Here is a 23,690-nt window from a genome sequence, read left to right as displayed (position 1 = left end):
CTGGAGTACGCCATGAGCCACCGTGTGATGTTCCTCAACGGGCCGAACGCCAACCTGTATGGGCTGGATAAACGCGGCACCTACGGCAGCGAGAGCTTTGCCAGCATCGAAGCGCGCTGCCAACGCCACGCCGCTGAAATAGGCCTGACCCTGGACTTTCGCCAGAGCAACCACGAGGGCGTGCTGGTGGACTGGATCCAGGAGGCGCGGCTGAGCAGCGATGCCATTGTGATCAATGCGGCCGGGCTGACGTACAGCTCGGTGCCGATCCTCGATGCGCTGCTGGCGTTCGACGGGCCGATCATCGAAGCGCACATGAGCAACATCTGGAAGCGCGAAAGCTTCCGGCACCACTCCTTTATATCCAAGGCCGCCACTGGCGTGATCGCCGGGTTGGGTGCGCTGGGTTACCAATTGGCCCTCAGCGCCGTGGCCCAGCTGCTCCACGAACGCCAAACCACCACCGAGCACCTGTAGGAGCCGGCTTGCCGGCGATGACGTTGGGTGAGCCAGCCAATCCGTTATCTGGAACACCGCTATCGCCGGCAAGCCGGCTCCTGCAGTGACAACCGGTGTTGCAGACAAACCTTTTACCTTTCGGGAAACGCCTATGTCCGTCGAAACAATCAACACCCTGGTGGTCGGCGCAGGCCAGGCCGGGGTTGCCATGAGTGAGCACCTGTCCCTGATGGGCGTGCCGCACATCGTGCTGGAACGCCACCGCATCGCCGAGCGCTGGCGATCGGAGCGCTGGGACTCGCTGGTCGCCAACGGCCCGGCCTGGCATGACCGCTTTCCCGGGCTGACATTCGAGGGCATTTCCCCCGAAGCCTTTCCACCGAAAGAGCGCATGGCCGACTACTTCGAAGCCTACGTCGACAAACTGCAGGCGCCGGTGCGCACCGGTGTCGAGGTGCAGCAAGTGGAACGCCATGTGGGTCGCCCCGGTTTCAAGGTCACGACCTCGGCTGGCGTGATCGAAGCCACCAACGTCGTGGCGGCCACCGGCCCGTTTCAGCGCCCATCTATCCCCGCCCTCGTTCCGGCGTCGGCACCGCTGTATCAACTGCACTCCTCTTCCTACAAGAACCCCGGCCAATTGCCCGAAGGCGCGGTGCTTGTGGTGGGTGCCGGTGCCTCCGGCTCTCAGATCGCCGAAGAACTGCAAAAAGCCGGTAAGACCGTGTACCTCTCGGTGGGCGAACACTACCGCCCTCCCCGCGCGTACCGGGGCCGTGACTACTGCTGGTGGCTGGGCGCGTTGGGCTTGTGGGATGAGGTCAAGATCCAGCCGAAGAAAAAACACGTGGCCTTTGCCGTCAGCGGCTATGAAGGTGGCAAGACCGTGGACTTCCGTCGGCTGGCCCATCAAGGCATTCACTTGGTCGGCGTCACCCAAGGCTGGGACGCAGGCGTGATGACCTTTGCCCCAGGCCTGGCCGATAACGTGGCCGAAGGGGACCGTGCGTATTTCGAGGTGCTGCGCGATGCCGACGCGTACATCGAAGCCAACGGCCTACCCTTCCCCCTGGAGCCCGAGGCCTGGGACCTGCTGCCCGATCCGCCATGCCTGCTCAACCCGATCCTGAGCCTGGATTTGGCCGAGGCCGGCGTGACCACGATCCTGTGGGCCACCGGCTTCACGTTCGATTTCGGCTGGTTGAAAGTCGACGCGTTCGATGAGAAAGGCGAGCCCTTCCACAAACGCGGGATCTCGGCCCAGAGCGGGATTTACTTCCTGGGCCTGCCGAACCTGGTGAACCGTGCCTCATCATTTATCTATGGGGTGTGGCACGACGCGAAGTACGTGGCTGACCATATCGTCTTGCAGAATGAATACAGGGCTTACAACAGGCCTTAAGGCTTGAGGTTTTTCAGCAAGGTGAAGAGTTGGCCGGTCAAGCTCCATCGCGGGGTGGGTAGGTCGGAGGGTTCGGCCAGCGCATCGAGAAGGGTGCGATTGGGTGCCTGACTGGAAAGGGTATCCGAGATCAAGTACTGCTCGTTTTGACGTGTCGAGGGGGCCTCACGTTTGTACGGCCTGCCAGTGGCCGGATCCAACACGTAGCCGGCGGCCTTGCCTTCTTCCGTCACTGTCCAGCCGTCGTCAGTCTTCACAAGGACAGGATTGAAAGGCGGCAGCGTTATGCTCATGTTCGTGGTTTTGACGATATGGTCCGCGATAACGACAGGGTTCAAGACCGCGAACTCACTGCCAAGCGGCGGCTGGTCGGCACCTTCATCGGAGAACTTGTTCACCATCCGTTTCAGGAACGGTATGCCGCCCACGTTGGAAAACGCGCCATGATCGGGGTTGAGGATGTAGCGCAAAAAGCCCGGGTCGATGCGCGTGCTGTTGATTGCCGAGCCGTTCAGGATACCCGCGGCGGTGGCGGCATCGTCTGGCTTGAAATCGTACCTCACCGGATGCCCGTCCAGGTCGTAGCCGCTATTGCCACCGAGCATCTGGCTGCCGTCGGTGTAATAGCGGTAGGTGCTGTATGACGTGATCAATCGGTCGACAAAATGCAGATCTACTCCTTCGGCTTGTGCATATCCGTACATATCCGCGATCACCGCACGGTCTTCGAGGGTGAGAAACTCGCAGCGATTTTGCCTTTCGTTGTAGGCCGTGGCAGGCGGAAGCGCGACCGGCGGCTCTCTGCCACCAAACAAGCGCGAGATCATGATTTTACGACCGTTAGCAAACTCTGGCTCCGGACTGGAACCTACAGAGGCGTCAACTGATTGCAACGTTTGCCAAGCGGCACGTCGTTCATTAATGGTGAAGGAGCCGCCGTCGTCGTGGGCGATCAGGCTGAGTTGATCGCGCGCGAGACCTTTGAAGGGGTTGCTGTCAGTGCCGTTGAGAAACGCCGTCGCTTGCCGCGCCCGTGCCAAATGTTCCGGGTTGTCGGTGGTTGGAATCTGCGCATCATGTTGCGCCTTATGGGCGAAATACTTGGCATCGGTGATAGGTGCCAGCAGGTCGGCGCCAGTGTGCCCCCCACGCATTTCAGCGCGCATGGCCGCAGCACTCAATTGGCCGGCCAGCAGCGAGACGGTGGTGGCGCCGTTATTGGAAGTAGAGGAATCCGCCTCGCCTGCTTCGGGCAAAGCAACGGGTGGCGTAATCTCGTCTACGGGATGGCTGGCCACTCGACTGTGAGGCGACGTTGTATAGGGACTGATCGTGTTCATGAGTATGTACCTGCATAAAAACATGCGGTTTCTATACAGATCTGTTCTTTTTTAGAGAGCACTCGCAATCGAGCCGACCGCGAGCGCTATACAACAGATCAATATTGATATTTAAACGTTACCGAATCGACACCGGCTGGACGAGCGAACGGTGGTTCTCCGCCTCGCACGCTATGATTGATAACAACTTTAGAACCATGGCCAAAAGCTTGGTCATTAAAAACATCCAATGTTCCGGAAGAACTTGGCTGAATATCCTGACAACTCCTTTCAGAGCTAAAAGGGCGGTAATAACACAGTTCCACATCATCGTGAATCGTTTTAGGGTAGTACGTAGTACTCCATTGAATCCCTAATAACTTTTTCGGGAGAGTAAGCGTCCCTGCGGGCATGTCTGTGGACAAAACATTAAACGTAGAAAATCCAGTACCCGGATAAACATCAGACATAGATAGCACCAGCACAGGCGTGGGTGCATCCGCCTTGGTTAAAACCCTTTCTTCCGCGAACACTGAGCCACCTGCAATCGCTGCAAAAGCAGCCACTAAGCCGAGAAGAAAACCCCTCGCAACTCTCACCAACGGAACCACACTCAAGCTTTTCATCATTTACCTCCACAGAGTCAGAAACCAACACCTGGAATTAAACTCAAGCCAACTGTAAGAACCACGCCAGTACGATTGCACGAATAATTAACCGGATAAACCCACGCACTTCCTAAAATAACGAAAGAAGACTCCGTCATACTAAAAAGTAAGAAGCTGTGGGCAACTTCCTAGTCCGCCTCACCCTCTACTTAAAATGCTTATTTCATACGTGCACAGTAGAAGCCCGCAGCACTGGGCAACGGACGGAAAAGCGGGGCAAGGTACCGAGCCGTCGCGGGGAGACGACTCGGCGGGACAAGGGGGGGGTCGAAGGCAGGGCACGCTCACGCGCGCTTGGGCAGTTTCCAGTTCGGGCGTATGAAGTGGCAGGTATAGCCGTTGGGGATGCGCTCCAGGTAATCCTGGTGCTCCGGCTCCGCTTCCCAGAACGGCCCGGCCGGTTCGATTTCAGTGACCACGCGGCCCGGCCACAATTGGGAGGCATCGACGTCAGCCGCCGTGTCTTCGGCAATGTCCCGTTGCTGTTCGCTGAGGTAATAAATCGCGGAGCGGTAGCTGGGCCCAAGGTCGTTGCCTTGGCGGTTCGGCGTGCTGGGGTCGTGTATCTGGAAGAAGAACTCAAGGATCTGCCGATAGCCGATCACAGCCGGGTCAAACACGATCTCGATCGCTTCCGCATGGTTGCCATGGTTGCGGTAGGTGGCATTCGCCACATCGCCGCCGGTGTAGCCGACGCGTGTGTGCAGCACACCGGGGTAGCGCCGCAACAGGTCCTGCATACCCCAGAAGCAGCCGCCGGCAAGAATGGCGGTTTCGGTTGTGTTGGTCATGGTCTGTCACCTCGATGGATACAGGCGTAGTTATGGGGCCGTGTGGACCAATCCCAAGGCCCGGGCGACGATTTCCGGAGCTGCGCAGGTACCGGGTTGAGGTCTCCACATTGTTTTCCCCGGAACCGAATATCGAGATAGTGGCCATTTTCGGGGAAAATGCCCGCCGTTGACGCTCAGCGGGGAGAAAAATCAGCCTCGACAGGGAACAAGATTAGCGCCACGCCCCACGGTGATGGCACAATGCCCAGCTGTATTTCCACCGATCAGGGAGGTCAAAAATGCGTCCGTTACAGCCGTCAGTACATTCTGAGCGTCGACAACAACTCGTACATTCACCAATACGGTATGCCTTCCTGCGAGGAGCACTGATAGTCACTGGCAAAAACGACCTCAATCATGAATAAACCGAATCGCCCCGCCACACCGTCAAAGCGTTTCGCCCTTTGTTTGTTCGGCTTACTGGTGGCTGCATCACCCACCCACGCCGTCGAGAATAAAAAAGAAGCGGAGCTGGAGTTCTACAAAACCCTCACGCAAATGCGCATTGACACTGCGCGCGACCTGCTGACAAAGGACATGCAGACCTTATCAACACGTATTGATGCGCAAGAAAAACGTGTGGAGACGCAGAACTCACAAATTGATAAGGGCTTAAACGTACTCAGCAACATGCTCAGTGGCCTCGGCATTATCTTGGCCCTCGCAGGTATGGTCGGGTACTTCTCGGTTCAGAACAAAGCAAAAAAAGAAGCACAGAAAGAAGCCGAACTCGCCGCCAACAAGTGGTTTCAAACCCATGCCATTGCCATGCAAACTCAGCTCAATGAGTTGCAAGCAAAATTCCAAGTGCTCGAAGGCGAGGCGCAAACAAACTTCAATAAACACATACAAAAACTCAAGAAGCTCGATGCGCTTTCCGAACGAGCCATGCACATCTTGCAGCACAACCTCAGTGAACCCGATCTGTCGCGAGATGCACCTTCCGCTGATGCATCCGAAGCGCTGTCCGAGGAAGCCGTTGCCGTCACACAAAAGCCTGAGAGCCAGTACACCTACAAAGACTGGAACACACGTGCCTTCGATGCCTACAACAAGGGTGATAAAGAAGGCGCCGCACGATTCTGGCGCGCGGCGGCGAACGACAAGTCTGCTACACCGACCAACAGTGTCCGCGCTCTGTTCAATGCCGGGGTAGCGCTGGGCGCTCTTAATCGCAACGATGAAGCGATTGCAGTGTATGAGGAACTTATCGAACGGTTCCGTACGGACGAGAAGCCCGCCATTAAAACGCAATCCGCCAGAGCGTACGTAAACCTGGGTGCCACACTCGGCAAGATTGGGCAGAACGAGCAAGCGGTCACCGTGTACACGGAATACATGCAGCGTTTCGAAAAAGAAGATACACCTCAAATCAACGAAGCGACGTCCCAGGTACTGTTCAACACGGGCGTCAGGCTCGCGCACATGAATCGTCACGAAGAGGCGATTTCCAATTACGACAAGCTTCTAGATCGATTTGGTACGCAGGAAATCGTATCGATGAAGGACCGGCTCGCGTGCACCTATGTAAACAAGGGAGCCGCTTTAGGGCAAATCAAAAGCAACAACGAAGCTATTGCTGTCTACGACCATGTTATCCAGTCTTTTGGAAACAGCGACTCACCCGTTGCAAAAGAACAAGTTGCCTTCGCCCACCTCAATAAAGGCCTCAGGTTGCGAGCCTTGGGTCGACACGACGAGGCCATCGGCTCGTTTGACAACTTGATAGACAACGTGGGCATCGACGCTACAGAACCTGTCAAGTCCAGTACCGCAAAAGCGATGCTCAATAAAAGCCATAGCTTGTGGCGGCTCGGTGACAGAGAGGAGTCCATTGAGGCCTGCGACGACCTGATTCGTCGTTTTGAACATGAGACATCGGTTGCCTGCCAGATCCAAGTCGCGAAAATCCTGATCGCGAAAGGCACCCGACTGTGGCAAATGAATAAACATGATGATGCGATGGATGCTTATCAGGAAGTCATCAAGAAATTCGAAAGTGCAGAGGCCATTTCGGTACTTGAGCACGTTGCAAGAGCAATGCTCAATTTCGCCAGCGGCCTAGAAGAGCTCAACCGTCACAGTGAAGCCCTTGTCGTTTTCAACACACTCATTGATCGCTTTGAACACGTTGAATCCAGCACTATAAAAATCCAGGTCGCAAATGCCATCTTGCAAAAAGGTATCGTCATTGGCGGTCCCGAGAACCTGGCAGAGTCCATTAAAGTGTACGACAGTTTATTGGAGCGCTTTGACAAGGACGAAGACCCGGCAATCCAACAGGTTGTTGGCCACGCGAAGAACAGCAAAGGATTCGATCTGCTGTCTCTTGCCAAACAGCACTGGAGCGACACGGAACGTCGAACACGTTGTCTCGAGCAAGCCAAAGTTCTTTTCATCGAGGCAGACGACATCGAGCCCAACGGTCCAGTTGTTCTCGGCAATCAAGCCTACTGTGATCACTTACTCGGCCTTCCCCTTGAGTCATACCGTGAAAAGTTAGGCCAAGCACTGTCAACCGGAAAAGAAAAGCTTTATGCCGGCACTTTAGAAGACCTGCTGATCCACCCCGTCCCGGAAGTAGATGACAGCTTCCGCGCGTTACTCGAGGGTGTGTGGCAGGAGATCAAACGTTAGCCGCCCACCTGTGTTGCTTTCAGCCTCGGCTTCAGGATTCCTGGCGGTCGACCCTACTGCCGAGGTGACGTGCGATGTTCGAACTGGCCCCCCTCCTGACGTACATAACCGTGGTGATCGGCCTATTTCTGATCTACCTGGACGTGCGAGCTTTTCTGGCGCGGCCTGGCGCAATTCGACACCCGAGTGGTGATGGAGGCCAATGCGATTGGCGCGCTGATCGAAGTGGTGCGCAGGACCACGCTGTCGACCCTCCTGCCGGCCCCTATTGCGCGGGCGCACCCGGGTCGCGATTGAACTGGGGCCGCAGACACTGCAACGCACGGCGGTGCTGATGCAGCGTAAAGGGGGTTATCAGTCGGCGGTGGCGCGAGCGTTTATGGCGGTCGCGAATGACGTAGCGACGGAGCTGGAAGCCTAAACCGTAGCTGTCAGGGCTGGCGATCGCTTGCAGCCTGGGCCAGCAGCCACTCCCGAAACGCCTTCACCTTGGCAAGGTCAGCCACTTCGGGCCGGTGCACGATGTAGTAAGCGAACGCCAGCGGCCGGCTGGCCTCACCAAAAGGCCGGACCAACCGCCCCGCTTGCAGGTCATCGCGCAACATCACGCTGCGCCCCAGCGCCAGCCCCTGGCCATCAATCGCCGCTTGTAGCACCGCCGCCGAGTTATTGATGCGCAACCCGTGCTCGGCATTGATCCCAGGGAACCCCGAAGCATCGAGCCAAGTGCGCCACGTCGGGTAGTGGGGGTCGCCTGCCATCGACAGGTCGTGGATCAGCGTCGCCTCGGCGAGCTTTTCCGGTGGTAGCCGGCCCTGCTCCAGCAACGGATAGGTGGGCGCACACACCGGGTAGAGGTCCTCTTCCATCAAGTGGGTGGCGACCAGCCCAGGCCAATGGCCCGCCCCGTAACGCACGCCGATGTCCATGCCTTCGGCGATGAAATCCACCGGCCGCAGGTTGGTGTCCAGCAGCACATCGGTCTGCGGGTGAGCCCGCTGGAAATGCTCGATACGCGGCAGCAGCCACTTGGCCGCGAACGCCGGGCTGACCGTTACCGTGAGCCCTGTGCTGAGAGCCCCCTCCTTCAACCGCGCCACCCCCAGCCTCAAGCGATCAAACCCCTCGCGGATATCCGGCAATGCCTGGCGCGCCACCTCGGTGAGCACCAAGCGCGCAGCGCCGCTGGACCCGCGCGTGAACAACGGCACGCCAAGCCAGGATTCCAGGGTTCGCACCTGCTGCCCCACCGCTGCCGAGGTCACGTGCAATTCTGCTGCGGCCGCTGAAAAGCTCAGGTGTCGGGCAGCCGCTTCAAAGGCTTTGAGTGCATTGAGGTAGGCGGGCGTATTCATCGTTAAAGTTTTTCTTTAGTAGGCAGCAATGAATTCTGGTTTGTGGGCAACGATGCCCGGGGCGAAGAATAGCAGCCAAGGACGAACTAGATCAGCTTCGATAGCGATCGATCCGTTCAGGGACTTTTTCTGTCATACCCCACAGGACACTCTCACCATGAAAAGATTTTCTTCCAAGATTGCCATTATCACCGGCGGCGGTTCGGGTATCGGCAAGGAAGTCGCACAACGCCTGGTCGCCGAAGGTGCCAGCGTCGTAATCAGCGGTCGCGATGCGGAAAAACTTGAAAAAGCCGCCGCGCAGATCGATCCCAGCGGCCAGTACGTTCGTACCCTCGCGGCGGATATCGCCAAGCCCGCGACCGCCAAAGCGCTGGTGGAACTGGCCACCAGCGCGTTCGGCGGCGTGGACATCCTGATCAACAACGCGGGCGTCTTTAACCCAAAACCCTTCCTGGCGCTGGACGAACACGAGTACGACGGCTTCGTCGATATCATCCTCAAGGGCAAATTCTTCATGGCGCAGGCGGCGGCCAACGCCATGCTGAAACGGGGCGGCGGTACCATCGTACAAACCGGTTCGCTTTGGGCGTTGCAAGCCATTGGCGCCACACCGTCGGCGGCGTATTCGGCAGCCAACGCCGGTGTGCACGCCCTGACCCGCAACCTGGCGATTGAACTGGCGTCCTCGAACATTCGCATCAACACCGTGGCACCCGCCGTAGTGGAAACGCCGGTGTACAACACCTTCATGGACAGTGAGCAGGTCAAGGCCGTGCTGCCCACCTTCAACGCCTTCCATCCGTTGGGCCGCAATGGCCAGCCGGCCGATGTCGCCGAAGCCATCCTGTTTTTGGCCTCGGAACAGGCGGCGTGGATCACCGGCACCGTGCTGCCAGTGGACGGCGGCGTCACGGCGGGCCGCATCTGATCATCGCTCCCCTGGAAAGACCTGCCATCGCCAAATAAATGCGTTCGGCGGTGGCTTGCGCGATACTCGCCCGCACCCACCAAGGCGGCGCGAGTGATCATGGACAGGCCCTCAACTACCCCCTTCGCCTACCAGGCGGTGTACCGCTACCTCGTCGAGTTGATCGCGGCCAGCCCGGCACAGCCGGAGCAGAAATTGCCATCGCTGCGCCAACTGGCCCAGCGCCTGGGTGTGTCGGTCTCGACCACCAAATACGCGTACGCCTTGCTCGAAGACGAAGGCCGGATCGTCGCCCGACCCAAGTTCGGCTACTTCATCAAGGCAGCGCCCGCCCCGCCGTTGGAGAGCGACACACCCAGCCTGCTCGACCAGGCGTTCGCCCACGCGCGCACGCCTGGGATGATGGCCTTGAGCAGTGATGCACCGGCGATGCTGCTGTCACTGGAAAACCCGTTGCTGATGATCGAGCGCGAACTGACGCGGCAATACACCCGGGCGCCCTCGCCGCCCTACCTGCCGTTCGGCGAGCCCGAATTGCGCGGGGCATTGGCCGAGCGTTATACCCAGTCGGCCGAGCGTTATTGGCAGGCTGACCAGGTGTATATCGGCTCGGACCTGCACAGTGTGCTGAACCTGGCACTCAACGCCCTCGACCTGGCCGGCACGGTGGCGCTGGTAGAGTCGCCCTGTTCGTGGGCGGTGCTGCGGCAGTTGGAGGCGGCGAATATCCGTGTGATCGAAATGCCGTTGGGCGCTGATGGGCGCTTCGATCTGGCCGCCTTCAAGGAACGGCTCAAGTGTGAGCCTATTCGCCTGGCCGTGCTGTCATCCACGGTCAACATGCCCCACGGCAGCCGGATGCCCGCCGAGGACAAGCAGCAGATCTGCCAGTGGCTGGCGGAACGCTCAATCTGGTTGTTTGAAAACGACACCTACGGCGAGCTGTATTTCAACGCACAGCCGCCCCGTTATCGCGACTTCGCTGACCCGCAGAGGCTGTTGGTGTTCTCAACCTTTGAGAAAGTGATCGGCGCAGAAGCGCCCTTCGGTTACCTGTTGTGCCGCGAACACGGCGCACGGTGGCGTGAGCTGTTCCTGGCACGGGGGTTTCGCCTCTCGCCGATTCGCCAAAAGGCTATCGCCCGGCTGTTCACGACCAAACGCATCGACCCACACCTCAAGGCGCTGCGGGCCCAATTGATTGCGCGCATGAACGAGATGAATGCCCTGCTGCAAGCACAAGGCAACGGCCTATGGGAGATTCTGGTGCCACAGGGCGGCGCGACCTTCTGGCTCAAGGCAACACGCCCGGTGGACATGCGCCAGGTATTCGACCAGTTGTTGGCCCGGCACATCGTCATCGCCCCCGGCGAACTCTTCAGCCGGCAAGGCCTCTGGCCGCACCACCTGCGCCTGAGCTACACCCTCGACTGGAGCAAAGATGTCGCCCAGGCCATCAGGCAACTGGCCGACGCGATCCGTCACAGCCCGTAGCAATGCCGCGCTTCGGGAAAGCGGCCACGACGCACTTCATCGGCAAACCGCTCGCAGGCGTCACGGATCACCGCGCCGACGTCGGCGTACTGCTTGACGAAACGCGGCACGTGATCGCCACCCAGGCCCAGTACATCCTCCGTCACCAGCACCTGGCCGTCGCAGGCCGGTGACGCCCCAATGCCAATGGTGGGCATGGCCGAGTCCAGGGTGATCTGCCGCGCCAGGCCTTCCGCCACGCCTTCGAGCACCACGCTGAAGGCGCCCGCCGCCAGGTTGGCCCGCACGTCTTCGGCGATCACCGCGCCGGTGTGCGCCGTAAGGCCTTGGGCCTTGAAGCCGCCCATCACGTTGACGAACTGCGGCATCAGCCCCACATGGGCCATCACCGGAATACCCCTCGCCACCAGAAACTCGACGGTGCCCGCCAACGCCTGGTTGACCTCCAGCTTCACCGCATCGCAACCGGTGCGTGCCAACACCTGGGCACAGTTGCGAAAGGCTTGCTCACAGGATTCCTGATAACTGCCAAACGGCATGTCGGCCACCACACACGCCAGGCGCGTGCTGTCGACCACCGCCCGGGTGTGGCCGATGATTTCTTCCAACTGCATGCTCAAGGTCGACGCCCGGCCGTAGCCGACCATGGCCGTCGAATCGCCCACCAGGATGAAATCCACCAGCGGGTCGATCAGCCTGGCAATCGGGCTGGAATAGGCGGTAAGGGAGACGATTTTCTGCTGGCCCTTCATGGCGACCAATTGAGGGACGGTCATGCGTTTGGTGCGGGTATGGGTGCTCATCGAGGTCTTCCGTTTACGCAGGTTGATCAAGGCTTACCCGGCCTGATTATTGGCCAAACGCAGCCTGATTCAATGCACAGATCCGCGCTAAAAAGCGACCCAGGAAGGAATCTGCCGGGAGGGTTAGCTGGTATCATCGCGCCCATTACCCGCCGGATAGATCACCATGAACCGCCAGAAAAAACTCCAGCAACTCTTCAAGGCCAAGGCCAAGAAGGCCAGCGCCAAATTGGCGCCGAAAAGCAAGGACCGCTACATCAGCAAGGCCGACCGCGCGAAGCTGGCGGCCGAAGCCGATCAAGCCACCACCACCGCCTCTGACGCGAACGACTGAACGGCACACGGGATCCGCCCCCGCTCGCGTGCCCCCTCCCCTTACTTGGCGAACAGCTGGCTCATGTCCTTGAACGCCTTGAATTCCAGGGCGTTGCCACAGGGGTCGAACAGAAACATGGTGGCCTGCTCGCCGACCTGGCCCTTGAAGCGCACGTAAGGTTCGATGACGAATTGAGTCTCACGTGCCCGCAACCGATCGGCCAGCGCTTCCCATTGTTCCCAGTGCAGGATGATGCCGAAGTGCGGCACCGGCACATCGTGGCCATCCACCGGGTTGGAGTGCACCGACGCCTGGGAGTGGGTCTTGGGGTGTTCGTGGATCACCAACTGGTGGCCGTAGAAATCGAAGTCGACCCATTGCGCGCTGGAGCGACCCTCGGAAAGGCCAAAGACATCACCATAGAAGTGACGCGCGGCGGCCAGGTCATACACGGGAATCGCTAGGTGGAAAGGAGAAAGGCTCACGGTGGCTACCTGCTGGTTCGGTTATTCAGAACTCGATTCTTCACCAGAAAGACCAGGGGATAAAGCGCATATCCTTGGTCCTGAGCCTCAATCATTTCGATGCTCGCGCCCTATTGGGGCGCGTCCAGCACACTGATGACGCACGAACGGAATAATTCGAAGAGTGGCAGTTGGCGCTGGGTGTACTTGGTCAGCAACACGATTTCGCGGAAAAACGTCAGTTTGTCCAATCGCAAAACCCGCACGTCGCTGTCATGTTCCAGCCACAACCCGGCCAGGGGCACCAGGGACACGCCGAGGCCGCTGCGCACCATCTTGACGATGGCGTCCAGCTCATCCAGTTCCAGGGCCAGTTGGGTCTGGATTTTTTGCTCCTTGAGGAACTGCGTCACCTGCCGCCCGCCGAACGAGCCACGGTCGTAGCGCACGAAGGGCTGTTCGCGCAGGATCTGCAACGGGTCATCGCCCGGCACGTCATTGGCGGTGATCAGCACAAACGGCTCGCGGGCGATGACTTCGATGTTGAGGTCTTTGGGCAGGTTGAACGGCGGGTTGATCATGATCGCCAGGTCCAGATCACCGGCGTCGACCTGGCTGAGCAGGTTCAGCGAAACGCCGGGCACCAGGCTGACCTCGATGAACGGCGCGCGCCGCTTCAAGGCCACCAACGCCTGAGGCAGCAGCCCGGTCTGCACGCTGCCGATGGCGCCGATGCGCAACGAACCCTGGAAGTTGTTGGCGCTGTCGGGCGTGCCCATGCGCGAAAAGATATCGAGGATCTCTTCCGCCAGCGGCACCGCCCGCTGCCCCGCTGCATTGAGGGTGGCCGAGCGTCCGGTGCGGTCGAACAGCTTGACCCCCAGGGCGTCTTCAAGGTGCTTGATCTGCGCGCTCACCGCCGATTGCGTCAGCCCCACCTGCTGGCCTGCGGCCGCAAAGGTGCCCTTGCGCGCCGCGCATACGAAAGTCCGCAGTTCTCGAATCATCCAGGCACCCTGTGGTTGAAGGTTCAGCAGCCGCTTAAGGCGACCTGCGGCCGCTCGCCAGCAAAGAAGAACGGGCGCAGGCGCACGCCCACGCTGTTGCCGATGAACGCCGCCACCAGCCACACCCAGCCATGCAGGCTGCCCGAGGCGATGCCGCTGAAGTACGCGCCGATGTTGCAGCCATACGCCAGGCGCGAGCCATAGCCGAGCAGCAGGCCACCGATCACCGCGGCCACCAGCGAGCGCGTGGGGATCTTGAGACTCGGCGCAAAACGCCCGGCCAGGCCAGCCGCCAGCAGCGCACCGAGCACGATGCCGATGTCCATGACGCTGGTGATGTCTTCCCACACCGGCGCGGCCAAGGCCTTGGCATTGCCCGGCATTTGCCAGAACGCCCAACTGGCCACGTCCACCCCCAGGCCGCTCGCCACCTTGGCGCCCCACAGCGCGAACGCGGAGGTAATGCCCCATGGGCGACCGGCCAGGGCCAGGGTCGCGTAGTTGAGCAGTGCCAGGCCAATCGCGCCCCACACCAACGGCCACGGGCCACGCAGAAAGCGGCGCAGACCAGTGTGCTCACTGGTGACGCCTGCCTCCAACTGGCCGTGGCGGCCTTTTTCCAGGCGTACCGTGATCACGGCGATCAGAGCAAACACGGTGAGGCTCAGGCCCATGGCCGGCGCCACGCCGAAGCTCTTGACGATGGAAATCGCCGGGAACGCCGGCAGCGAGAACCACCAGTCCACGTGGTGGGTGGCGATCAACGAACCGCAAATAAAGAAGAACAGCGTCACCAGCATGCGCGCATTGCCGCCGCCCACCGTGAACAGGGTGCCCGACGCACAGCCGCCGCCCAACTGCATGCCGATGCCGAAGATAAACGCACCAAACACCACCGACACCCCGGCCGGCGCCACCAGCCCGACCACCGGCTGGCCAAACAAAGTGCCGGCTCCCAACGCCGGGAAGAACAGCAACACCGCCACCGCCAGCATCACCATTTGGGCGCGCAAGCCGGCGCCGCGCCGATCATTGATGAACACGCGCCACGCCGAGGTGAAGCCAAAGGCGGCGTGATAGAGGGTCAGGCCCAGCGCCGCACCGACCACCAGCAACAGCACCTGGTGCGCGCCCACGCTGGTTTGCAGGAACACGGCGCCAAGCACCAGGAAAATAAAGGCCACCAACGGCGCGACGGGCTTGCGCACGGGGGCGATGGGAAGAGAGGTGCTCATGGGGTTCTCGGTTCGTGTGAATGGGTGGGTTGCGAGGGGGGCAAGTATAAACCGCAAGGTGACGCCAGCCTTGGTTTATTGGCCTTTGATGAAGCACTGCGTTTTATGAAAAAAGTTTAATGCAGTCAAACTGTACAGTTTTCCTGCATGGGTGCTAGGGTTCAGGCATGACCGACTCTTCTGCAACGTCCGCCCCCCACTCCGCCGCCCTGGCCGCGGCACTGCGCATTTCCCTGGGCAAACTGAGCCGCCGCCTGCGCGAGCAGACCCACCCCAACGATTTCACCTCGGCGCAAAAGTCCGTACTGCTGCGCCTGGACCGCGACGGCCCGGCCACCGTGTCCGCCCTCGCCCGCGCCGAAAGCGTGCGCCCGCAATCGATGCGCATCACCGTGGCCGGGCTTGAGGCCATGCAGGCGGTCAGCGGCCAGCCGGACCCCAGCGATGGCCGGCAGACGCTGATCACCCTGACGCCCGCCTTGCGCAAGCACCTGACCGAAAGCCGCGCCGCCAAAGACGACTGGCTGCTGCGCGCCCTGCACGAACAACTGTCGCCCCATGAACACGATGAACTCGCCGCTGCGGTGAAACTGCTGGAGCGTCTCGCCGATTTTTGACCGACCTGCCACACGAGGTGCCTGACCATGCAATGGCTTGACCTGCTGTCCTACTTTTTTGGTGGCGCGTTCCTGGCGAATGCGGTGCCGCATTGCGTCAGTGGCGTGAGGGGCGAAGCGTTCCAGACGCCCTTTGCGCGGCCTCGTGGTGAAGGCTTGTCGTCGTCGACGGTGAACGTGGTGTGGGGCTTTTTCAACCTGCTGGTCGCCTACCTGCTGCTCGGCCGCGTCAGTGAGTTCGACCTCAAGCCCACCAGCCATCTGCTCGCGCTCGGGCTTGGCGCGCTGTTGATGAGCCTGTTCATGGCGCGGCACTTTGGCCGTTTCCACGGTGGCAACACGTCGCAGCCATCATGAGTGCTCTTGGCACCTTCCGTTCCCTGCGCAGCGCCAACTACCGCATCTGGGCCGCCGGCGCGCTGGTGTCGAATATCGGCACCTGGATGCAGCGCACCGCCCAGGACTGGCTGGTCCTCACCCAACTGACGCCGCACAACGCGTCGGCCGTGGGCATCGTCATGGCGCTGCAGTTCGGCCCGCAACTGCTGTTGCTGCCCTGGACCGGCTTTGCCGCCGACCACTTTGACCAGCGCAAAATGCTGATCGTGACCCAGGCGGTCATGGGCCTGCTGGCACTGACCCTGGGCGTGCTGACCGTCACCGGCCTGGTGCAGTTGTGGCAGGTGTATGTGTTCGCGTTTTTGTCCGGCTGCGCGTCGGCGTTCGATGCGCCGGTGCGGCAGATCTTCGTCGCCGAACTGGTGGCCGAGAAGGACTTGTCCAACGCCATCGCGCTCAACTCCACCTCGTTCAACATGGCGCGCATGATCGGCCCGGCCGTGGCCGGTGTGACGATTGCATCAGTGGGCACCGGTTGGGCGTTCCTGCTCAATGGTTCGAGTTTCTTTGCCGTGCTGATGTCGCTGTTCTTCCTGCGGGTCTCGGACCCAAGCACCAAGGTGCGGGCACTGCGCACCAAGGGCAGCCTCACCGAAGGCATCCGCTACGTGTGGGCACGGCCGGACCTGAAGGCGATTCTGCTGATGCTGTTTCTGATCGGCACCTTCGGCATGAACTTCCCGATCTTCATCTCGACCATGGCCGTCAGCGTGTTCCACGCCGATGCACGCGGCTACGGCCTGCTGACCTCGACCCTGGCCATCGGCACCATCGCCGGCGCCCTGCTCGCTGCCGGTCGCGAGCGGCCGCAGTTCAAATCACTGCTCAGTGGCGCGGCCGTGTTCGGGGTCGGCTGCACCCTGGCGGCCCTGGCGCCCAACTACTGGACCTTCGCGATTGCGCTGGTGATCATCGGTGTCGGCGCGATGACCTTCAGCAACACCACCAACAGCCTGATGCAACTGACCACCGAACCGCACATGCGCGGCCGGGTGATCGCCCTGCGCGTCGCCGTCGCCCTCGGTGGCACCCCCATCGGCGCGCCCATCGTCGGCTGGGTCGCCGACCACTTGGGCCCGCGCTGGGCACTGGTCGTCGGCGCCGTCTCAGGTATCCTGGCCGTCGGCGTAGCCCTCTACACCCTCAAACACCACCTGGACCCTGTAGTGAGCGGGCTTGCCCCGCGCCGCGGTACACCCGATCCACCCGATCCACCCGATACCCCCCAATGATCAAGCTCGCCCCGCGCCGCGTTGTACCTGACACACCGCCGCGCGGGGCAAGCCCGCTCACTACAATTATTTTTTTGGTGAAAATACGTTGGCCAAAGACATCGAGAACCCGTGCATTTCCATCTGCCAACTCAGCGGCGACCTCTGCCTCAGCTGTGGGCGCAGCAAGGACGACATCCGCAAATGGAAACGCATGAAACGCCCCGAGAAGATGGCCGCCGTACAGCGGGCGACCCAGCGCCTGAAGGCGTTGAAAAAGTCCAAATGACGGTCAGGTGCGCCCGACCGATCCCGACACCGGAAGGTTGCCCAGCAACTTGAGCCCGGTGCTCTTCACGAAGGTCTCATAGTCCATCGGTTTTTGAATGCGCGTCTCGGCGTTGGGCAACACATAGGCCCAGGCACGTTGGCTTGACGCGTCATACACCAGCTTGAACAGGCGCGTCGGCACCCAGACCTGGTTGTCGCCGATGGTGCCGTAACCGGCATCGAACAGCGGCCCGGTGAACACATACACGTCGCCGCCGGCACGCACGGCGAACTTGCGCACGTCGGCCTCGACCTTGCTCCAGATCTTGCGGTTGTTGGTGGGGTCCTGGGGCACCATGTTCGACAGGGCAAAGGACTGAGCCATGGCATTGGCATTCGGCGCATCAGCGGCCGGGGACTGGTGGCCACGGTCCATGTGCTGGGCGCGGTAGTCGCTCAACTCGGCACGCCCACCCTTGGGGATGCGCGGGTCGGCGTAGAACTGGTTGGTGCGCTCTTCGCCCTTGGCGTCTTTCAACTGCGCGGCGTTCAGGCGTTCAACCACCACCAGCGGAGTCTTGCTGGTTTGCGAGTAGAGCACGGCGAAGTGATCGGAACACAACGCCAGGGGTTTCATGCTGGCCGGCACGGTGGCGGTGTTGATGGGCGTTGCAGCGGGAAACAGGTCGGCACAGGCGTCGAACGACAGGCGTTTTTCCTGCGCGGAATACAGGTCGGGCAGGCTGCGGGCGCTGACCCCGGTGGAGAGCAAAACAAGGGCGGACAGCCCAACGGCAATTTTGCGTAGGTGCATGCATTAAATCTTCGAATAGGAATGAAGCGGCAGGCTCCGCGGTGCGGAGCCAAGTGGATGATATTGCGGGAATTATTGACAGGGCATTGTACGATTAGTGCCCGACGACTGTAGGTTTTCCTACCGCTCGCGCACCCGGCTTGAACCCATGGCTGCGCGCGCCCCAGACAATCGCAAACGACACACCGATCAACAGCACCATCGCCCACGGAAACGATGCAACGCCCCAGGTATCCAGCAACACCCCGCCCACCACGCCGCTGCCGGCGATGGCGCTGTTCCACGCCACCACATTCAACGACAGTGCCACATCCGCGCCGTCGCCCGCCGCGTCCGCCAGGGCGGTTTGCAGCAGGGTCGCGGCACCGCCGAAGCTCAGGCCCCACACGGCGATCCCGAGGTAAATCACCTGGGGCACGTTGCCCAGCAAGCCGAACAACACACTCACCGCGGCAAAGGTCGCCAGGCTCACCAGCACGGTGTTGCGCAGCAGCGGTTCGACCAGCCTGGCGGTCAGCCAGATCCCGGCCAGCGCGGCGATACCGAACACCAGCAGCACCAGGTCGACCCGCTCCGCCAACCCTGCAGGCGCCACGAACGGCGCGATGTAGGTGTACAGAATGTTGTGCGCCAGCATCCAGCTGATCACCACCGCCAACACTGGGCGCACGCCGGGGGTAGTCAGCACCTTGCCCAGGGACAAGCGCTGGTGCGCAGCCTGTGGCGGGTAGTCCGGCACCTTCACCAGCACCCACACAATGAGCATCAACGTCAGCGCCGACATCAGGCCAAACGTGGTGCGCCAACCCACCAGCCCACCCAGCCAGGTGCCCAGCGGCACGCCCAGCGACAGCGCAATCGGCGTACCGACCATCGCCAGGGCCAACGCCTTGCCCTGCTGATGGGGCGCGACCATGCGCCGGGCGTAACCGGCCAGCAGGCTCCAGGCCAATCCGGCTGCGACACCGGCAAAGAACCGCGCCACCAGGGTCACGCCGTAATGGGACGACAGCGCCGTGATGGAGTTGAACAGCAGAAACCCGACGATGGTCAGCAGCAGCACATTGCGCCGACGCCAGCCCCGGGTGGCGATGGTCATGGGAATCACCGCCAGCACCGAGCCCAGGGCGTAGGCGGTGACCATCTGCCCGGCCATCGACGGTGAAATCGCCAGGCCGTCGCTGATCAACGGCAACAGGCCGGCCGGCAGGGTTTCCGTGACGATGCAGATGAAGCCAGTCATCGCCAGGGCAAGCAAGGCGCCGATAGGCAGGCGGTCGGACGCGGCCGATAAGGTGATTGAGGGGGTCACGGTAAACTCCTTGGGCAGACTTAAATACTGATCGATACAAATGTTGCAGGCGCACACGACGCGTTGTCAACGACTTATGTATCGACTAGTATTTATCTCGTTTTCCACCGGAGATCGGTAATGGCAACCATGGGCCGCCCCCGCAATTTCGACCGTGACCAGGCTGTGGACCAGGCTTTGCACCTGTTCTGGCAGCACGGTTATGACGCCACCTCCCTCGCTCAGCTCAAGGCCGGCCTGGGTGGCGGTATCTCCGCGCCGAGCTTTTATGCGGCGTTCGGCTCCAAGGAGGCGCTGTTCGATGAGTGCGTGCAGCGCTACCTGGCGACCTACGCCCAAGTCACCGAATGCTTGTGGGACGAAACCCTGCCACCCCGCCAGGCCGTCGAAACCGCCTTGCGCCAGTCGGCCCGCATGCAGTGTGAGGATGGGCACCCAAAAGGCTGCATGGTGGCCTTGGGCGTGATGAGCGCCCCGAGCCCGGAAAATGCGCGGGTAGCCGACGCGTTGACCCAGTCACGGGCACGAACCCGAGCGGGCATCGTGGCGTGCATTGAACGGGCGGTGAACACGGGGCAGTTGCCGGACACGCTCAACGTGGCGGCGATGGCGACGGTGTTTGACAGCTTTTTGCAGGGCGTTTCGATTTTGGCGCGGGATAACGTGCCGCACGCAACCATCAACGCGGCGATCAGCCAGCTCCTGCTGACATGGGACATTGCCGCCTCTACGGCGCCGCCCACTCGTCACGACACGCCATCAGGAAATCCACAAACGCCCGCACCCGATGGGGCACAAAGCGCCCATGGGGATACAGCAAGGTAAACGGTCGCGAGCGGCCGCCGAAGGGTTTCAACACTTCCACCAGGCTGCCGTCGGCCAGCTCTTGCTCGACGATGAACTTGTAGGTCTGAAACAACCCGGCGCCGTGCTTGGCCAGGGTCACCCCGCCCAGCACATCGTCGGAGCAACTGTAGCCCGCCTCCCCCGCGTACTCTCGATCCTTGCCGTCCACCTGGAACAGCCACGGAATGCGCCGGCCATTGCTCGGCAGTTCGTACTGGATGCATTCGAACCCAGGCAGGTCGTCCAGCCTCTGCGGCACACCGGCGTGTTGCAAGTAGGACGGCGCGGCGACCACCACCAGTTCGGCGTCTTCCAGCAGGCGTGCGATCAGCGATGAGTCCGGCTGGGCCCGCACGCGCACGGCCAAGTCGTAGCCTTCGGCGACGAAGTCGATGTTGCGGTTGCTGATGTGGATATCCACGGTGACATGCGGGTACAGCGCGCGAAACGTCGGCAACAATGGCAGCAAGCGGTGGTGCGCATAGGTGGTGGGGATGCTGATGCGCAACAGGCCGGACGGCACGGACTGCGCGCCCATCACTTCCTGTTGCGCTTCCACCAGTTGGCCCAACGCCTGGCGACATTGTTCGAAGAACGTGCGGCCGCTGTCGGTCAGGCGAATGCTGCGGGTGGTGCGCACAAACAGGCGCGAGCCCAGGCGCTCTTCCAAGCGCGAGACACTGCGGCTCACGGCCGCCGGCGTCACACCCGCCACCTGCGCGGCGGCGGTGAAACTGCTGGCTTCGGCGGCGAGGCAGAACAACTCGATGCTGCCCAGCTGCAAGTCTTCGAAATGGCGCTTCATGAGTGACACCGGCTCCACGACGATTGAGGCGGTGATGATCCTGCTCAATGGCCCTTCACCACAAGGGCCTGAATCAGTTTGTAGTGAGCGGGCTTGCCCCGCGCCGCGGTGTGTCAGGTACCTCATGTGTATCTGACGCACCGCGGCGCGGGGTAAACCCGCTCACTACAGCCGTCGATAGGGCGGCGCTTAGGGCGTGGGGGTCACCGTTGAATAGCACGCCCAGTGGATTGCAGCTGTCCAGGTGCCGATACAGGGCACTGCGTTCGGCATAACTCCCCGCCATCCGTACCGCCGCGTCCACGTAGTCTTCATGGGTAGGCGCAATGCTCCACAGCGGCAACCCCACGCGGCGAAACAGGCCTTCGTCGATATGTTCGAATACCTGCGGCCCGGTCTTGCACACGCCCGGCAGGCCGACGGTGAAGGCGTCGATGATGCCGTTGGTGTTACCGAACGGGAACGGGCTGAGGAACATATCGCAGCCATTGAGCGTGGCCATGTAGTCGGCGTAGGGCTGGTGCGGGTACACCGTGGCGTCGCCGACGTAGCGCTCGATCAACCGCACCAGTTGCGGGAACAACAAGCCCTGGGCCTGCCCCACCAGAAAGTGAAAACGCACGCGCTTGCCGCTGCTGTGCAAGGTGCGCACGGCAATCGCCTGGCAGGCGCGCAGGAAGGTCGGGTTGAGTTTCATGGTGGTGGCGGCGACGGCGATGTTGACCCAGGGCGTGTCTTCGCGCACGGCAGCCGGCAGGTCGACCGCAATGGCGGAGGGCCGATAGGGTTGCCCATTGGCGGGCAGTTGCAGCAGGCGCTCGGTGAAACACGCCGGGTCGCCGACAAAATCCGCTTCGACGCTGATGCGGTCGATGTGCCGTGACGCGGTCGTCGCGGGATGCCCCAGCGCCGCTACCTGCAACGGCGCAAAGCGCAGGTTGCTGGCAAACATCGTGATCTGGAACATGCCGACGCTGGGCATGTAGAACACGTCGGGCTGGCGCACGGTAGCGAGGTTGGTGAGTTGCCGCAGGCAGGCAAACAGGTCGTCGGGCTCGCGCAATTCGATAAATTCGTCGAACACGGCGCGACCCAGAGCATCCACATTGGCCGCGTACCCCACCGCCACCACGTGAAAATCCCGCCGCGCCGCTTCCAGCGTCAACGAGTGGGTGCGATAGATCGAATGCCCACCGGAGAACCATTCCAGCAACACCAGCATCAACGGTTTTTCACGCGTCGGCGCAACGCCCGTAGGCACGCTGTGAATGCCCACGCTGTCGAGCTTGCGTTCGATCAGCGTATTGATCGAGGCCTTGATGCGGTGGCGTTGCGGCAAGTCGGCGTAACTGCAATGCATGTACACGTCGTGCAGCACGTTCAGCGGCAGCGTATCCAGGCTATCCAGCTGCTCCAGGCGCCCGGGCAACCAGGCCAGCAGCGCTTCACGCTTGGAGTGCGCAGCCGGCGTGCCGAGAAAACGCGGCGACATCAGCGCCATGAACAGCGCCGCCGCCAGGGTCGGGTTCTGTGCCCACAGCAATTCCACATCCAGCGGCAGTTGGGATTCCGGTGAATACAGCAGGCAGAACTTCACCAGGTCCTGTTCGGCGATGCGGTAGCCGTTGCCCCCAGGCCCGAGCAAATTCAGTGAGCGCAGGATGTGGTCGGCGTTGATAAAGGCGCTGGCGGCAAACAACGAGGACAGCCAGCGTTGCAGGTTGATCAATTGGCCGAACCCACCCGGGCTGATGCTGAACCCCGGGTCGGAGAACAACGCGGTAATCGCGCAAGTCAGCCGCGTGAGCACATGGCTTTCCAGCTCCCCGGGCGTGAGCGCAGGCGACACGCTGAGGGAAAACTGCTCCGACAGCTTGCCGTAGTTGCGGTCGATCAATTGCAGCAGGCGCACCAGTTCACGGGCGCCACCCTCGTGGTCGCGGCTGTAGCACAGGTACTCGAAGGCTTCGAGGGAAAACACCGGGTCGTTCATGGTGCGGTGCCCTGGGCCACGTCGATGTTCACCTGGTCCGCAGCGCTGCCCAGCGGTGTGAGGTGGTAGTCACCGGTCAGCGGTTGGCGCCAGGTGTCACCGACCATCTGGCTCTGGTGATACTGGCGCGTCGGCTCGGAGGTGGTGTCCAGCAGGCTGTTGTGGATCAGCCCGCCACGGCTGATCAGCACCGCGCCACTGCCGGTGGCCAGGATCGAGGAGGTGCCGTTGCCCTGGTTGAGGTAATTGCCCGACGGCGTGTCGAGGTCCAGGCGCAGGGTGCCGTCCACCACTTGCAAGGTGTTGGTGCCGTTGTCGAAGCTCAACGCCGCGCCACTGGCACTGCGCGCAGTGACGGTGAGGTCGCCGCTGCCACCGGTCATCACGTTGTTAAAGCCCCGGGCGTTGGTGGCGGTGAATTGCAGCCCCGGCCCCGAGCCCAGCGCCGTGCCTTGCAGGCGAATATCGCCGCTGCCCGACAGGATATTCACCCCATTGCC

23 protein-coding genes and 2 pseudogenes are annotated in these 23,690 nt (G+C 61.4%); 12 read left to right on the top strand and 13 right to left on the bottom strand.

From position 1 onward, the window contains the following. Positions 1–12: 12 nt before the first annotated feature. Together HX803_RS29395 and HX803_RS29390 are read left to right on the top strand one after the other, a co-directional pair. Positions 13–477: a type II 3-dehydroquinate dehydratase gene (locus tag HX803_RS29395; protein ID WP_178925636.1), complete on the top strand. Its 465-nt coding sequence runs from the start codon at positions 13–15 to the stop codon at positions 475–477. 133 nt (positions 478–610) lie between these two features. After that, positions 611–1,861 (top strand): NAD(P)/FAD-dependent oxidoreductase, encoded by a 1,251-nt coding sequence (locus HX803_RS29390; RefSeq protein ID WP_178925635.1) that lies wholly within the window; start codon positions 611–613, stop codon positions 1,859–1,861. Here the strand turns inward: HX803_RS29390 and HX803_RS29385 are convergent. The 3 genes from HX803_RS29385 to msrA all read right to left on the bottom strand — a co-directional run bounded on the left by HX803_RS29385 (position 1,858) and on the right by msrA (position 4,639). Further along, the gene (locus HX803_RS29385) at positions 1,858–3,201 is read right to left on the bottom strand and encodes a hypothetical protein (protein ID WP_178925634.1); all 1,344 of its coding nucleotides are present in this window, start codon (positions 3,199–3,201) and stop codon (positions 1,858–1,860) included. The genes HX803_RS29390 and HX803_RS29385 overlap by 4 nt on opposite strands. 98 nt (positions 3,202–3,299) lie before the next feature. Next, the gene (locus HX803_RS29380; protein WP_178925633.1) at positions 3,300–3,806 is read right to left on the bottom strand and encodes a hypothetical protein; all 507 of its coding nucleotides are present in this window, start codon (positions 3,804–3,806) and stop codon (positions 3,300–3,302) included. Between the two features lie 326 nt (positions 3,807–4,132). Continuing rightward, positions 4,133–4,639 (bottom strand): peptide-methionine (S)-S-oxide reductase MsrA, encoded by a 507-nt coding sequence (msrA, locus tag HX803_RS29375; RefSeq protein ID WP_178925632.1) that lies wholly within the window; start codon positions 4,637–4,639, stop codon positions 4,133–4,135. A gap of 399 nt (positions 4,640–5,038) precedes the next feature. On the opposite strand from msrA, the gene HX803_RS29370 reads away from it, so the two are divergent. Both HX803_RS29370 and HX803_RS32900 read left to right on the top strand, forming a co-directional pair. Further along, entirely contained in the window at positions 5,039–7,318 is a 2,280-nt protein-coding gene (locus tag HX803_RS29370; RefSeq protein ID WP_178925631.1) for a tetratricopeptide repeat protein, read from the top strand. A 183-nt stretch (positions 7,319–7,501) separates the two neighbouring features. Continuing rightward, positions 7,502–7,739: pseudogene (locus HX803_RS32900) on the top strand (LysR substrate-binding domain-containing protein); the annotation flags it as partial. Positions 7,740–7,749: 10 nt separating this feature from the next. Here the strand turns inward: HX803_RS32900 and gcvA are convergent. Then, complete coding sequence (gcvA, locus tag HX803_RS29365) at positions 7,750–8,673, bottom strand: transcriptional regulator GcvA (protein WP_178925630.1); 924 nt, start codon at positions 8,671–8,673, stop codon at positions 7,750–7,752. Positions 8,674–8,830: 157 nt separating this feature from the next. Between gcvA and HX803_RS29360 the strand changes: the two genes are divergently transcribed. Together HX803_RS29360 and HX803_RS29355 are read left to right on the top strand one after the other, a co-directional pair. Then, on the top strand, positions 8,831–9,604 hold the full coding sequence (locus HX803_RS29360; RefSeq protein WP_178925629.1) for an SDR family NAD(P)-dependent oxidoreductase: 774 nt from the start codon (positions 8,831–8,833) through the stop codon (positions 9,602–9,604). A gap of 99 nt (positions 9,605–9,703) precedes the next feature. Continuing rightward, a complete protein-coding gene (locus HX803_RS29355; protein WP_178925628.1) occupies positions 9,704–11,098 on the top strand; it encodes a PLP-dependent aminotransferase family protein in 1,395 nt (464 codons plus the stop codon). On the opposite strand, the gene panB is transcribed toward HX803_RS29355, so the two are convergent. Further along, entirely contained in the window at positions 11,086–11,901 is an 816-nt protein-coding gene (panB, locus tag HX803_RS29350; RefSeq protein ID WP_178925627.1) for a 3-methyl-2-oxobutanoate hydroxymethyltransferase, read from the bottom strand. The genes HX803_RS29355 and panB overlap by 13 nt on opposite strands. Before the next feature lie 166 nt (positions 11,902–12,067). Here panB and HX803_RS29345 point away from each other — a divergent pair, with 166 nt between their 5' ends. Beyond that, entirely contained in the window at positions 12,068–12,235 is a 168-nt protein-coding gene (locus HX803_RS29345) for a DUF2986 domain-containing protein (protein WP_178925626.1), read from the top strand. Between the two features lie 41 nt (positions 12,236–12,276). Here HX803_RS29345 and HX803_RS29340 read toward each other — a convergent pair whose 3' ends face one another. From HX803_RS29340 to HX803_RS29330, 3 genes are all read right to left on the bottom strand, one after another. Next, positions 12,277–12,702 (bottom strand): VOC family protein, encoded by a 426-nt coding sequence (locus HX803_RS29340; protein ID WP_178925625.1) that lies wholly within the window; start codon positions 12,700–12,702, stop codon positions 12,277–12,279. A gap of 110 nt (positions 12,703–12,812) precedes the next feature. After that, positions 12,813–13,688: a LysR family transcriptional regulator gene (locus HX803_RS29335; RefSeq protein ID WP_178925624.1), complete on the bottom strand. Its 876-nt coding sequence runs from the start codon at positions 13,686–13,688 to the stop codon at positions 12,813–12,815. A gap of 23 nt (positions 13,689–13,711) precedes the next feature. Beyond that, positions 13,712–14,923 carry a YeeE/YedE family protein gene (locus tag HX803_RS29330; RefSeq protein ID WP_178925623.1) on the bottom strand — a complete coding sequence of 404 codons (1,212 nt, stop codon included), beginning with the start codon at positions 14,921–14,923 and terminating at the stop codon, positions 13,712–13,714. A gap of 167 nt (positions 14,924–15,090) precedes the next feature. Here HX803_RS29330 and HX803_RS29325 point away from each other — a divergent pair, with 167 nt between their 5' ends. From HX803_RS29325 to HX803_RS29310, 4 genes are all read left to right on the top strand, one after another. Continuing rightward, positions 15,091–15,540, top strand: a complete 450-nt coding sequence (locus tag HX803_RS29325) for a MarR family winged helix-turn-helix transcriptional regulator (protein ID WP_178925622.1) — start codon at positions 15,091–15,093, stop codon at positions 15,538–15,540. Positions 15,541–15,567: 27 nt separating this feature from the next. Continuing rightward, positions 15,568–15,897: a hypothetical protein gene (locus HX803_RS29320; protein ID WP_178925621.1), complete on the top strand. Its 330-nt coding sequence runs from the start codon at positions 15,568–15,570 to the stop codon at positions 15,895–15,897. Beyond that, positions 15,894–17,171 carry an MFS transporter gene (locus HX803_RS29315; protein WP_256732968.1) on the top strand — a complete coding sequence of 426 codons (1,278 nt, stop codon included), beginning with the start codon at positions 15,894–15,896 and terminating at the stop codon, positions 17,169–17,171. The genes HX803_RS29320 and HX803_RS29315 overlap by 4 nt, the downstream gene beginning before the upstream one ends. An 88-nt stretch (positions 17,172–17,259) precedes the next feature. Next, on the top strand, positions 17,260–17,439 hold the full coding sequence (locus HX803_RS29310; protein ID WP_178925620.1) for a DUF1289 domain-containing protein: 180 nt from the start codon (positions 17,260–17,262) through the stop codon (positions 17,437–17,439). A 3-nt stretch (positions 17,440–17,442) separates the two neighbouring features. Here the strand turns inward: HX803_RS29310 and HX803_RS29305 are convergent, their stop codons facing one another. Both HX803_RS29305 and HX803_RS29300 read right to left on the bottom strand, forming a co-directional pair. Then, positions 17,443–18,234 (bottom strand): DNA/RNA non-specific endonuclease, encoded by a 792-nt coding sequence (locus tag HX803_RS29305; protein WP_178925619.1) that lies wholly within the window; start codon positions 18,232–18,234, stop codon positions 17,443–17,445. 94 nt (positions 18,235–18,328) lie between these two features. Beyond that, complete coding sequence (locus HX803_RS29300) at positions 18,329–19,546, bottom strand: MFS transporter (protein WP_178925618.1); 1,218 nt, start codon at positions 19,544–19,546, stop codon at positions 18,329–18,331. Between the two features lie 120 nt (positions 19,547–19,666). Here HX803_RS29300 and HX803_RS29295 point away from each other — a divergent pair, with 120 nt between their 5' ends. Beyond that, positions 19,667–20,371 (top strand): TetR/AcrR family transcriptional regulator, encoded by a 705-nt coding sequence (locus tag HX803_RS29295; protein ID WP_178925617.1) that lies wholly within the window; start codon positions 19,667–19,669, stop codon positions 20,369–20,371. On the opposite strand, the gene HX803_RS29290 is transcribed toward HX803_RS29295, so the two are convergent. From HX803_RS29290 to HX803_RS29280, 3 genes and pseudogenes are all read right to left on the bottom strand, one after another. Continuing rightward, positions 20,274–21,197 carry a LysR family transcriptional regulator gene (locus HX803_RS29290; protein WP_178925616.1) on the bottom strand — a complete coding sequence of 308 codons (924 nt, stop codon included), beginning with the start codon at positions 21,195–21,197 and terminating at the stop codon, positions 20,274–20,276. The two genes, HX803_RS29295 and HX803_RS29290, sit on opposite strands and share 98 nt — an antisense overlap. A gap of 73 nt (positions 21,198–21,270) precedes the next feature. Further along, positions 21,271–23,190, bottom strand: coding sequence for a peptide transporter (locus HX803_RS29285; protein ID WP_178925615.1), 1,920 nt, complete (start codon positions 23,188–23,190; stop codon positions 21,271–21,273). Further along, a pseudogene (locus tag HX803_RS29280) lies at positions 23,187–23,690 on the bottom strand (filamentous hemagglutinin); the annotation flags it as partial. The pseudogene HX803_RS29280 and the gene HX803_RS29285, both read right to left, overlap by 4 nt.

This window comes from Pseudomonas sp. P7548 (assembly GCF_013386585.1).
GTDB lineage: Bacteria > Pseudomonadota > Gammaproteobacteria > Pseudomonadales > Pseudomonadaceae > Aquipseudomonas.
This window is presented reverse-complemented; position numbering and strand designations above follow the sequence as displayed.

What these genes read in the sequence shown, in the direction of transcription:
- HX803_RS29395 (WP_178925636.1), top strand. Translation starts at nt 13, where the DNA reads ATGAGCCACCGTGTGATGTTCCTCAACGGGCCGAACGCCAACCTGTAT.
- HX803_RS29390 (WP_178925635.1), top strand. Translation starts at nt 611, where the DNA reads ATGTCCGTCGAAACAATCAACACCCTGGTGGTCGGCGCAGGCCAGGCC.
- HX803_RS29385 (WP_178925634.1), bottom strand. Translation starts at nt 3,201, where the DNA reads ATGAACACGATCAGTCCCTATACAACGTCGCCTCACAGTCGAGTGGCC.
- HX803_RS29380 (WP_178925633.1), bottom strand. Translation starts at nt 3,806, where the DNA reads ATGAAAAGCTTGAGTGTGGTTCCGTTGGTGAGAGTTGCGAGGGGTTTT.
- msrA (WP_178925632.1), bottom strand. Translation starts at nt 4,639, where the DNA reads ATGACCAACACAACCGAAACCGCCATTCTTGCCGGCGGCTGCTTCTGG.
- HX803_RS29370 (WP_178925631.1), top strand. Translation starts at nt 5,039, where the DNA reads ATGAATAAACCGAATCGCCCCGCCACACCGTCAAAGCGTTTCGCCCTT.
- gcvA (WP_178925630.1), bottom strand. Translation starts at nt 8,673, where the DNA reads ATGAATACGCCCGCCTACCTCAATGCACTCAAAGCCTTTGAAGCGGCT.
- HX803_RS29360 (WP_178925629.1), top strand. Translation starts at nt 8,831, where the DNA reads ATGAAAAGATTTTCTTCCAAGATTGCCATTATCACCGGCGGCGGTTCG.
- HX803_RS29355 (WP_178925628.1), top strand. Translation starts at nt 9,704, where the DNA reads ATGGACAGGCCCTCAACTACCCCCTTCGCCTACCAGGCGGTGTACCGC.
- panB (WP_178925627.1), bottom strand. Translation starts at nt 11,901, where the DNA reads ATGAGCACCCATACCCGCACCAAACGCATGACCGTCCCTCAATTGGTC.
- HX803_RS29345 (WP_178925626.1), top strand. Translation starts at nt 12,068, where the DNA reads ATGAACCGCCAGAAAAAACTCCAGCAACTCTTCAAGGCCAAGGCCAAG.
- HX803_RS29335 (WP_178925624.1), bottom strand. Translation starts at nt 13,688, where the DNA reads ATGATTCGAGAACTGCGGACTTTCGTATGCGCGGCGCGCAAGGGCACC.
- HX803_RS29330 (WP_178925623.1), bottom strand. Translation starts at nt 14,923, where the DNA reads ATGAGCACCTCTCTTCCCATCGCCCCCGTGCGCAAGCCCGTCGCGCCG.
- HX803_RS29325 (WP_178925622.1), top strand. Translation starts at nt 15,091, where the DNA reads ATGACCGACTCTTCTGCAACGTCCGCCCCCCACTCCGCCGCCCTGGCC.
- HX803_RS29320 (WP_178925621.1), top strand. Translation starts at nt 15,568, where the DNA reads ATGCAATGGCTTGACCTGCTGTCCTACTTTTTTGGTGGCGCGTTCCTG.
- HX803_RS29315 (WP_256732968.1), top strand. Translation starts at nt 15,894, where the DNA reads ATGAGTGCTCTTGGCACCTTCCGTTCCCTGCGCAGCGCCAACTACCGC.
- HX803_RS29305 (WP_178925619.1), bottom strand. Translation starts at nt 18,234, where the DNA reads ATGCACCTACGCAAAATTGCCGTTGGGCTGTCCGCCCTTGTTTTGCTC.
- HX803_RS29295 (WP_178925617.1), top strand. Translation starts at nt 19,667, where the DNA reads ATGGCAACCATGGGCCGCCCCCGCAATTTCGACCGTGACCAGGCTGTG.
- HX803_RS29290 (WP_178925616.1), bottom strand. Translation starts at nt 21,197, where the DNA reads ATGAAGCGCCATTTCGAAGACTTGCAGCTGGGCAGCATCGAGTTGTTC.
- HX803_RS29285 (WP_178925615.1), bottom strand. Translation starts at nt 23,190, where the DNA reads ATGAACGACCCGGTGTTTTCCCTCGAAGCCTTCGAGTACCTGTGCTAC.